Consider the following 10,957-nt stretch of genomic DNA (forward strand, 5'->3'; position numbering starts at 1 on the left):
GTTGTTACATAGCAAAGGTAATATTTTACCCGCTATATCATAATTAGTTATTGATTAAATCGAGTACTTGTTGCGTTGAGTTTTTTGTGTCAACTTTCTTGATGATATGGGTAATTTTTCCATCACCATCTATAATGAAAGTGGTACGTACCGTACCCATGTATTTTTTGCCGTACATATTTTTTTCTGCCCAAACACCGTAGTCGTTTACGATTTTCTGGTCGGTATCTGCAAGCAGGGTAAATGGTAAATTATGCTTGGTAACAAACTTTTGGTGCGATTTTTCGTCATCAACGCTAACCCCTAAAACCACAATGCCTTTTGCTTGTAAGCCCTGGTAGTTATCCCTGAAATCGCAAGCTTCGGCGGTACAGCCTGGTGTATCATCTTTAGGGTAAAAATACAGAACAACCGTTTTGCCTTGATAATCACTTAAAGAAACTTCAATGCCGTTTTGATCTTTTGATGTAATTGCCGGTGCCTGATCACCTTCTTTTAACGCTGCCATATTTATAATGATTGAATTTTGAATGTTATAATGATTGAATGATTAATAGTGCATGCAATTTAAACAGTTTAACTTATTATACTGTTCAATTTATGTTAAAAGATGACATTTAATAGTATAAATGATTGATATTGATGCGGAAATGCTTATGAAATCTGTAAATTCTTAAAATATTGTTCCTATTTAAAGAATGTTACTGTGTATTTTCTGGTGTTTTCTTTCATATCCATTACTATTAATTCCAATGTATGCTTTCCGGAAGTTGTTCTTTCGTCAAAGCTATGCCAAAGTGTAGCTGTTTTAGCATCGAATTCCATCAACGCCCATTTGCCGTCGATATAGCCATTAAAACTTTTTATTCCGGATAGATTATCGCTGATCCTGAAAAATATTTTAGATAAACCCGCCATGTTTTTCCCTTCAGCAATATTTACAGGTACGATCCTTGGTGCAAGGGTGTCAATTGCGATATAAAAACTGCCAAAGTTTTTTGGAGTAGCCTTAACATAGCCATTTTTGAAAAACCCGCCCTGAGATGTACCGTTGTTATTTACAATTAGGGCTTTGCTTCTTAAGTTTTCGGGAAGATTATAAGCCTTGATTGAGATATCGAAACCGATATGCAGCGGCGTGTACTTATTATGAATCTGATGTAAAGCCGACCATGCATTTCCCGTTGGTTTAGGCAACTTTTTATAAGTGAAATTTAAATCGCTGTACAATGTCCCGAGTGGGAAAACCACTTTAATATCATCGGTATTAAACTCATTTACCTTATTATATGGATAAACTATTCCAGTGGGAATAACCGGAGCTGTAACCGGAGCTGAACCTGCATTCACAGTAAAAGGCAGAACAGAAGAGTTTCCTTTCGAATCGGTTATGATGTAGCGCAACTGATGCGAGGCAGCATCGTTGAAATTAATCCTGCCACTGTTTACCAAACCACTATAAATTTTTAAAGGATTGCCGGGTTCGACAAAACTTTTCTGAATACTTCTTTTGGTATTTAAATAAGTTGGGTAATCGATGTGCGAGTTGATGGCCTTACTGTCTTCAAACGCAAAGCGTTCAAGGGCAGAAGTATATATTTTCTTCCCATCAACCTCCAGTTGGATCGAATATACCCCGTTGGTGCCCGATAAACCATTGTGCCGATCGGTTACCACGATGCCAAAGCCAACCTCACCGGTTAAACTGATGGGGGCAGTGGTTTTATAATTGCCATTTGCTCCACTAATGCCGATGGCTTGTTTAGGTGTATTTTCGTTAAAGGTTTTGCCATTTAAACGGTATACATACAAACCATGAATAACAGGTGGAATGTTATCGGGTATGATGATTCCGAAAAATTGCGGGTTTATGGTTTCTTCTGTTTTGGTATCTCTGATTTCGAAATGCAGATGCGGACCGCCCGAACTACCACGGTTACCAGACCAGGCAATAATCTCGCCTTTATGTACCGGAATTAATGTGGCATCGGGGAACTCATCAATCTCAAATGATTTTTTTTCGTATTCAAGGTTTTTAACAATGGTTGCAATTTTGGGAGCAAACCGTTGAAGGTGGCCATATACAGTAGTGAAACCATTAGGGTGGTTGATGTACAGTGCCTGTCCGAAACCACTGTTCTGAACCCTTAACCTCGAAATATATCCATCTGCAACGGCATAAACCGGGTAACCTTCGCGTTGGTTGGTTCTGAAATCAATTCCAGAATGAAAGTGATTGCCGCGGATTTCACCAAAAGAACCTGCAAGGGCAGGAGGGCTAATATCCAAAGGTTGTCTGAAATCGGTAATCGGGTATTTATTCGTACTATAAATCTGTTGCGCCTGAATAAAAGTTGAAGCAAATAAAAGGCAAATTGAAACTAAAAATTTTAACTTGTACTGGATCGGGTTTTTAATCATTCGTTACTTTACATCAAAATTTAAAAGTTGCTTTCCTTCTAACCAGGCTTCCAATTTATCGCCTTTATTTATTTTTCCGACGCCCTGCGGTGTTCCGGTAAAAATTAAATCGCCTTTTTTTAAAGTAATATATTGAGAAACAAAGCTGATTATCTTCTCGAACGAGAATAACAAATCTTTAGTATGGCCTATCTGGCGGCTTTCTCCATTTACCTTCAACTCAAAATTTAAGTTGTAAAGATCCTCAAAATCACTTTTAGGATGGAAGATACTGATAGGTGCCGAGTGATCAAAAGCTTTGGCAAGCTCCCATGGCAATCCTTTTTCTTTATGTTTGCTCTGGATATCACGGGCGGTAAAATCGATGCCTAACCCCACTTCATCATAATAATTAGCGGCGAATTTTTCTGCGATATGTTTTCCTTCTTTACAGATTTTTAATACCACTTCTAATTCGTAATGTACATCATCAGAAAAATCAGGCAGGTAAAAAGGTTTATTGTCTTTTAAAACAGCTGTATCAGGTTTCAGAAAAATTACGGGTATAGTTGGAACCGGATTGTTCAGTTCTTTTGCATGTTCGGCATAATTTCGGCCAATGGCGATGATTTTCATTCTTAAGACTATGAAATATGATAAAATAGACGGGAATTAAATCCACATCAATCAAAAATAGAAAAGAAAATGGTGTTATAAAACCGAGATCCGTTTTACCTGGCTTTCGGAACCGGCAATAACCCTCAAAAAGTAAATACCAGGATTAATCCTGTTTGGAATGACGAAGCTTTTGGTCTGCTCGCCAGCATTTAGGCGTTCATTTGAAAGTGTTGCCACTTCATTTCCCAATAAATCGATGATTTTGATTGTAGTCTGTGTGCCATCTTTTCCGATAGATAAGATAATATTTAATTGATCTTCTACAGGATTTGGATATATTTTTACGATGGTTAACAATTTATCTTTTGCTACAACCGTTGTATTTTTTGGAGTTGTGGAGTAAGTATTGAACATTCCAGAGCCACCAACTGTCATATACAGTGGTTTGTAAGGCGTAATGTTGGCTTTGATTTCAGGAATTCTGCTTACTTTTTTTGTTCTGTTTTTTAAGCTAATGCGAATACTATCACCTTGTTGTGCCCAAGAATTTACGCCGCACAGTAAGACAATGCACAATGTGCATGCAAGTTTTGTGAGGAACGTTATCTTAGCGTAGAGTTTCATCAAATTGGTATAGCAAATGTATTAATTTAAAACAAAGAAATTAAACATTTTGTTTAAAACCCATAATTTAACACAATTTAACAATAAAATTTAAATTTCATAGTGTTAAAAATACACAATAATTTGGTTGTTAAATTGTTATAGTTAGTTTACTTTTGCTCGCAAAAAATAATCAACGAAGTGTCAAATCATAAAAATGTCAACGCGTTAACCGCCGGCGGGGTTCTAATAAGTTTAGGAATTGTGTTCGGTGACATTGGTACATCTCCATTATATACCTTAAATGCAATTTTTACAACCATTTTAGGCGGTAAACAGGATATAAATCCCACAAATGTTCTTGGTGTACTTTCTTGCATCATTTGGACGCTAACACTACAAACCACCATTAAATATGTTATTATTACCTTAAGGGCCGACAATAAAGGTGAGGGTGGTATTTTCTCTTTATTTTCTTTGGTTCGGAAAAAGGCGAAGTGGCTGGTGGTTCCGGCTGTGGTAGGAGGTTGCGCATTACTCGCCGATGGAATTATTACACCAAGTATTACGGTTACCTCAGCAATTGAAGGTTTAACCAGTAAGTTCGATGTGCCGGTTATCCCCATTGTATTAAGCATTTTAACGGTTCTGTTTATTATCCAGCAGTTTGGAACCAATTTGGTTGGAAAGCTTTTTGGGCCCGTAATGTTTGTTTGGTTTGCTGTTTTGGGTGTTTTGGGTATGTTTTTTATTGTTAAAGATTTTACGATCCTAAAGGCATTTAACCCTTATTACGCCATTCATTTACTGGTTACCAATAAACTAGCGTTTTTAATTCTCGGCGGTGTATTTTTATGTACAACAGGGGCTGAGGCCTTATATTCAGACTTAGGCCACTGCGGTAGAAATAACATCAGAATCAGTTGGATTTTTGTGAAATTAACCCTTATTCTAAACTATTTAGGGCAAGGCGTTTGGATTTTGCAGAACAGTGGGAGTTATGTTCCTGGCGCTAAAATGAATCCATTTTTTCAGATTGTTCCTGATCAGTTTCAGATTCCGATGGTTATACTGGCCACTATGGCGGCAGTAATTGCGAGTCAGGCTTTAATTAGTGGATCTTTTACCTTAATTGCTGAAGCAGTACGTTTAAACCTTTGGCCTAAAATTAAAATTGTTTACCCATCGGTTTCTAAAGGCCAGTTATACGTTCCCTCTATTAACTGGATGTTATGGATTGGTTGCTGTGGTATTGTACTGTTGTTTCAAAAAGCAGAGAAAATGGATGCGGCATATGGTTTATCGATCACCATAGCCATGTTAATGACTACCATTCTGGTTAGTTTTTATTTGATAAGCAGACGTTTCCCGAAATATTTAGTTGCGATATTCTTTTTTACCTATGTAATTATTGAAGGAACATTTTTGATCAGTAATTTAACCAAATTCTTACATGGTGGTTGGGTAACCGTATTAATTGGTTCGTTATTGTTTACTGTGATGTGGAGTTGGTTTGTAGCCCGCAAAATCAAAAACCGCTTTGTTAAATATGTCGAAATTGAGGATTATTATGAGATTTTAACCGAGCTGAGCGGAGATGAATCGGTTCCGAAATACTCGTCTCAGCTGGTTTATTTAACCAGTGCGAACTTTAAAACGGAGATTGAATCAAAAATAATCTATTCCATTATACAAAAGGAACCAAAACGTGCCGATGTGTACTGGTTGGTACATGTTGATGTAATGGACGAGCCTTATACCTTAGATTATAAAGTTGAATTCCTGATCCCGGGAAAACTGATCAGGATTGATTTTAGATTAGGTTTCAGGATTGAGCAACGTGTAAACTTATTGTATCGTAAAGTGGTTGAAGAGTTGGTGAAAAATGGAGAAATCGATATTACCAGTCAGTACACTTCGTTAAACAAGCATAAAATTGCTGGCGATTTCAGGTTTGTTCTTTTAGAAAAACATTTATCTAAGTTTACCAAGTTAAGTTTCTATGAAAGACAGATTATGGATTATTACTTTATCCTTAAAAAATTAAGTTTATCAGAAGAGCGGAGTTTTGGCTTGGATAGCAGTTATGTTGATGTAGAGAAAGTTCCGTTGATTTTCGTTACACCAGATGATATTGAATTGAACAGGTTGCCGGTTTAACTGATGAGAACTGCAATTTTAATATTGGGCATCAGTTTGTTTATAGTTGGCCCCATAGCTAAACTATACCATTTCGATCATGCAAATAATTATATGATAGCATCTGGATTGGGGCTGGTAATGATTACCGCGCTGGCCTTTATAAAGAAGAAATAAATTGAATCCTCTTTCTGTTAAAGAATGGGGATTTTTTGTTAGAAGGACATTTGCGAGATCGTCACCCTGAACTTGTTTCAGGGTCTTACCACTCAAGGGCTATCGGTTGGTGTCTCACCGACCGAAACATTTAATCTCTGAAATGTGTAAGAATCCCGAATTCATCAATCCCTGTTTCGTAAAAAATTGCGCTACTCCATTTATAATCTTCTGGTTGAGTACATAGATTCCATTTTTCTCTAGTTGGATTATCGTGTATATAATCGAGTTTTTGTATCAGGGTATCTTCTTTGCTCAAAGGGATGGCCAGTGGATCTCTTTTCCAAAACTGAAATATTCTATCATTCTTTTGTGAACGGTATCGGTTTATAAGTGGAGGGTTATTAACTAACAAGTACCTCCTGAACTCGTGTGCTGTAAATTTGGTAAAGCTGGCTGCAGGAGCCTCCTTTCCGTTTAATTTCAACATATTCCAGATTAAATGAATGTGGTTTGGCATAATCACATAGCCATATACTTCAATAAGTTTTTGATTGACCAGAAATTTTAGTGAATTTATGATGATCATTTTTAAGTTATCATCATTTAATAAATGTGCAAAGTCACAGATGGTATCTGTATAGAAATATGGATAATTGTAATCCATTTGTCCCTGTCTTTTATGGAAGATATGCATAGTTTAAAATTTAAATTGTAGGGACAATTTTAACTCAAGATACGAAAAAAGATAATATGCTGTAGTAGGCTTCGGTCGGTGAGACACCAACCGATAGAACTGAGGGGCTTTTTGTTTTAAAAGGTGGGGATTTGTGGGTTAGTGAGTATCTACCAATAGAAGCATTGCCATGCCAAGGCTATCGATTGGTGTCTCACTGGCCGAAAGAATTGGAAGATACTGAAATAAATTCAGCATGACCAAGTAAGTAATAATCTACTGCTTTGCCCTTAAGTACTTACTGATTGTATTGGTATAATTATCATCAAAGCCTATAGCAGAAATTTCTTTATACTTTATCTTTGTTGGTTCATCATCTATGAAACCTGCAGGATCGAAGTTTAGAATTTTTAAACTTCTTCTTTTCACTTTCACAATCTCTCCGATTTTAAAAAAGAAGCGATCATTGTTTTCGTTTTCTACAGCACATTTTAAGTTTATGCTTTTTATAGAATTGAAAATGGTTTCCCAGCTTTCTAAATCAATTTGGTAAGGCATTTCGATCAGCTTTTTCTGGCCCTCCTGTTCCATTATGGAATCGAAAAATTGATCATAGTCGTTGTGTCTGATCTTGGTAATAGAAGATGTTGGAAAAATAGTAAATCCTTTAAATAGAAAATCATCGTTCTCTTTAAGGAGAACAAAATCAAATGAGTGATCTAAGATATAACCATGAGAAAGCACATAAGATTTGTTACCAACGTCTCTTTTAATTTTGACATAGTTTTTCTGTGTCTGATGTTTCTCTATTTTCTCAAAAATTGTCATATCATTCATTAATAACCTAAGCCTCCGGATTTGCCAGTTTACTATGCCTGTAACCATAGGCAAAATAAACCACGAGGCCAATTACCAGCCAGATGCCGAAGCCGATCCAGTTCGAAATACCAAGTTCGCACATCATATACAAACAGCTGATCAATCCTAAAACCGGAATTAACGACAAGTTTTTGGTAATGCAATAGTAGGTGATGACCACACAGATGATCAAGAAAATCCACATGGGAATTTTGTGTTTAAACAACCCCCAACCGCTTTCGTATTTCTTTTCTACGGGTACTTTTGAGGCTGAAATAAACTGTTCGTAACGATCGGCCGGTAATGCACTTAAATAAGATTCTGCATCTACTTTTTCGGCCAATACAATTTGTGGCGAGGCATTTTTAACAATTTCCTCTTTAACAATTTTAAGTTCATCGCCACTTAAAGAAGTAACAAAAGTTACCGTTTGGATTGTTTTAGGGGAATTGAAAAAGAAAGCTTTTGTTTCTTTCCCATATTTTGTGAATGCAAAAATTATAGTCGCAATTAAAACAATAGGTACAATAAACTTACTGTTTACATAAGGTATCTTGAATTTTCCACGCTGTACATCAGGCCTGTTCTGTAACACTAAAACCCCTGCGCAAACCAGTACGAAAGCGAAAAGTGTTCCGATAGAACAAAGATCGGTAACGATAGTAAGATTCATAAACAACGATGGTACAGCTACAACAAATCCTACCACAATGGTTGCAAACGAAGGTGTTTTGTATTTAGGGTGAATTTTCGAAAAAGATTTTGGTAATAAGCCATCTCTGCTCATGCTCATCCAGATACGGGGTTGACCCATTTGGAAAACCAAAAGCACGCTGGCCATGGCAAATACCGCACTTACGGCAATAATACCGCTCATTAATTTTAAGTTAATCTGATCAAAAACGAATGCCAACGGATCGCCAACGGCTAAGGTATCTGATTTAACAATACCAGTTAAAACCAGTGCAATAGCCACATAAAGGATAGTACATATAATAATCGCCCACATCATTCCGCGCGGTAAATCGCGTTGTGGATTTTTACATTCTTCGGCCGTTGTAGAAATGGCATCGAAACCGATATAAGCAAAAAATACTGCCGAAACTCCCTTTAAAACTCCTGAAACACCGTTCGGAGCAAATGGATCCCAGTTTTTTGTGTCTACATAAAATATACCTACCGCTAATACCAAAAGAATTACCGCAAGTTTAACCACCACCATCGCATTACTGGCATTGCGACTTTCTTTCATACCGCGGTAAATTAACCAGGTAATTAAAATGATAATACCTAAAGCAGGAATATCTGCAACAAGATGAAAACTACCGATTGTTGGGGCGGTAAGCCATGCGTTATTGGCCAAGGCTGTAGCCGAATCTAAATCTGCCAGGTTTTTACCAGCCGCCAGAAGCGCTTCAGCATGTTTATGCCCGTTATAGGCACTTAAATAGTCCATTGTCATCCAGTCGGGTACATGGATGCCCTCTATGCCGAGGGGAGGTATTTTGATGGTAGAGAGTAGTCCTGTAAAGTAATCAGACCAGGATATGGCTACCGTAATATTACCGATGGAATATTCCATAATGAGCGACCAACCGATAATCCAGGCAACCAGTTCGCCGAAAGCTACATAAGAATAAGTATAGGCACTACCCGAAACAGGTACCATTGAAGCAAACTCTGCGTAAGCAAAGGCCGCAAAACTACAGGCTACTGCCGTAAAAATAAATAAAAAGATTACCGCCGGGCCACCATCTGCACTTGCCTTGCCAATCGTACTAAAAATTCCTGCTCCAATAATCGCTGCAATTCCAAAAGCTGTTAAATCGCGAACACCGAGTGTTTTATGTAGTGTATTTTCATGGTCGCCATAGCCTTTTGCCGCATCTTGTAATATCTTGGAAATAGATTTCTTTCTGAATAGCTTTTCGAACATCTTTTGTTTGCTTGTTTCCTCAAACTTATAAAAAGTTTGGTTAAAAACGTTTAAAGCAGGATATAATTTTTAATACACCACACTCTAGTAGGCAAAATGCCAACGAAAAGAATGGCAATTATTAGATTAAAGTAAAAAAAAGCAATTATTTGGCTTGAATAATCCTTTGTTTGATTCGCATAATTTTAGGGTAAGTGAAACAGTTAATTTTGCTATCGATAATCAATCAGATAAATAAGAGTACTTAAATATATGTTTGATTGGAATATTTATATACTATTACAGTACCAATATGAATGCAGATATAGCACAAATAAAATATATAAAAGAACGTCACCAGGGTTTGGCTACTCTACTGGCCTTTGCCTTAATTCCATTGTCGGGTTTTGCTACCGATATTTATATCCCCTCATTACCTACCATGGCTGGCGAAATGCAGGTGAGCAATGTTCAGGTTCAACTTACACTCAGCATTTTTCTAATTAGCTATGGGGTTGCACAACTTTTTATCGGTAGTGTGCTCGATAGTTTTGGCAGATATAAAATCTGTTTATACGCCTTATTAATTTTCGCGGCGGCAAGTATAATCATTGCAACTACCCATAACATTTACCTTATTTATTTAATGCGCATTATCCATGGGCTTACTGTAGGTGCAATTGTAGTGGCAAAAAGAGCATACTTCGTCGATCTTTTTGAGGGCGATCAGCTAAAACATTACCTGAGTTTGTTTTCCATCATCTGGTCTACCGGACCCATTGTAGCACCTTTTATTGGTGGTTATCTGCAAACAGTATTTGGCTGGGAATCTAATTTCTATTTCTTGGCCGGTTTTGCACTTGTTTTTGCGGTGCTCGAGTTATTGTTCAGTGGCGAAACCTTAAAGCATTTTACCGATTTTCAACTGAAAAATATAACAGGTATTTATATCGAAATGATTAAAACAACAAGCTTTACCTTGGGTATCGTGATGTTGGGTTTAGCTTATTGTATGGTAATGGTTTACAACATGACTGGACCATTTATCATCGAGCACCATTTTAAATTTTCTCCGGTTATTGCCGGTTATAGTTCCCTGTTTTTAGGTTTCGCCTGGATGGTAGGGGGCTTTATCGGCAAGGCCACCATTAATAGGCCCTTCTTTAAAAGATTAATGATCAACTCGCTGTTTCAGGTAGCGTTTGTAGTTCTGATGATTATAAGCTTAAATTTTGTTTCTAATCTCTGGTCTTTAATTTTATTTGCCTTTTTAATCCATGTAGGAGCAGGCTTCACCTTCAATAATTACTTCACTTTTTGCCTGAGCAAATTCCCTAAAAATGCAGGAATTGCAGGTGGCTTAACCGGAGGGATTACCTATGTTATTGTTTCTTTTTTGAGTTATGGCATTGTAAACCTGATCCCTGCTAAAGATGAGCGTAACCTCAGTTACAGTTATCTGATCATGATCCTGTTGTCGGTTCTGGTAATGTTTGTGATTCTTAGGATTAGAAAGAAGGATGAAGCCTAAATAGTTACTGCGGTAGTAATTAGAAATGATTTTTTTTGAAGAGCAAAGCCTGCAACAAATG

At 37.1% G+C, this 10,957-nt stretch carries 10 protein-coding genes; 3 read left to right on the plus strand and 7 right to left on the minus strand.

Going from position 1 to position 10,957, the window contains the following annotated elements:
- Nucleotides 1-43: 43 nt before the first annotated feature.
- From bcp to AW17_RS00315, 4 genes are all read right to left on the minus strand, one after another.
- Nucleotides 44-508, minus strand: a complete 465-nt coding sequence (gene bcp / locus AW17_RS00300) for a thioredoxin-dependent thiol peroxidase (protein ID WP_029274070.1) — start codon at nucleotides 506-508, stop codon at nucleotides 44-46.
- 179 nt (nucleotides 509-687) lie between these two features.
- Nucleotides 688-2,421 carry a M23 family metallopeptidase gene (locus tag AW17_RS00305; protein ID WP_029274071.1) on the minus strand — a complete coding sequence of 578 codons (1,734 nt, stop codon included), beginning with the start codon at nucleotides 2,419-2,421 and terminating at the stop codon, nucleotides 688-690.
- A 3-nt stretch (nucleotides 2,422-2,424) separates the two neighbouring features.
- A complete protein-coding gene (locus AW17_RS00310) occupies nucleotides 2,425-3,036 on the minus strand; it encodes a fumarylacetoacetate hydrolase family protein (RefSeq protein WP_029274072.1) in 612 nt (203 codons plus the stop codon).
- Nucleotides 3,037-3,111: 75 nt separating this feature from the next.
- Nucleotides 3,112-3,642, minus strand: a complete 531-nt coding sequence (locus tag AW17_RS00315) for a T9SS type A sorting domain-containing protein (RefSeq protein ID WP_051691553.1) — start codon at nucleotides 3,640-3,642, stop codon at nucleotides 3,112-3,114.
- Between the two features lie 180 nt (nucleotides 3,643-3,822).
- On the opposite strand from AW17_RS00315, the gene AW17_RS00320 reads away from it, so the two are divergent.
- The gene (locus tag AW17_RS00320; RefSeq protein ID WP_029274074.1) at nucleotides 3,823-5,781 is read left to right on the plus strand and encodes a KUP/HAK/KT family potassium transporter; all 1,959 of its coding nucleotides are present in this window, start codon (nucleotides 3,823-3,825) and stop codon (nucleotides 5,779-5,781) included.
- Between the two features lie 3 nt (nucleotides 5,782-5,784).
- Nucleotides 5,785-5,937, plus strand: coding sequence for a hypothetical protein (locus tag AW17_RS23960; RefSeq protein ID WP_157280172.1), 153 nt, complete (start codon nucleotides 5,785-5,787; stop codon nucleotides 5,935-5,937).
- A gap of 130 nt (nucleotides 5,938-6,067) precedes the next feature.
- Here AW17_RS23960 and AW17_RS00325 read toward each other — a convergent pair whose 3' ends face one another.
- The 3 genes from AW17_RS00325 to AW17_RS00335 all read right to left on the minus strand — a co-directional run bounded on the left by AW17_RS00325 (nucleotide 6,068) and on the right by AW17_RS00335 (nucleotide 9,386).
- On the minus strand, nucleotides 6,068-6,613 hold the full coding sequence (locus tag AW17_RS00325) for a transposase (RefSeq protein WP_209444172.1): 546 nt from the start codon (nucleotides 6,611-6,613) through the stop codon (nucleotides 6,068-6,070).
- A gap of 255 nt (nucleotides 6,614-6,868) precedes the next feature.
- Complete coding sequence (locus AW17_RS00330) at nucleotides 6,869-7,420, minus strand: hypothetical protein (protein ID WP_157280173.1); 552 nt, start codon at nucleotides 7,418-7,420, stop codon at nucleotides 6,869-6,871.
- A gap of 16 nt (nucleotides 7,421-7,436) precedes the next feature.
- Complete coding sequence (locus tag AW17_RS00335) at nucleotides 7,437-9,386, minus strand: amino acid permease (protein WP_029274077.1); 1,950 nt, start codon at nucleotides 9,384-9,386, stop codon at nucleotides 7,437-7,439.
- A 292-nt stretch (nucleotides 9,387-9,678) separates the two neighbouring features.
- Between AW17_RS00335 and AW17_RS00340 the strand changes: the two genes are divergently transcribed.
- Nucleotides 9,679-10,896 (plus strand): MFS transporter, encoded by a 1,218-nt coding sequence (locus AW17_RS00340; RefSeq protein WP_029274078.1) that lies wholly within the window; start codon nucleotides 9,679-9,681, stop codon nucleotides 10,894-10,896.
- The last annotated feature ends 61 nt before the right edge of the window (nucleotides 10,897-10,957 follow it).

Source organism: Pedobacter borealis DSM 19626 (assembly GCF_000708285.2).
GTDB lineage: Bacteria > Bacteroidota > Bacteroidia > Sphingobacteriales > Sphingobacteriaceae > Pedobacter > Pedobacter borealis.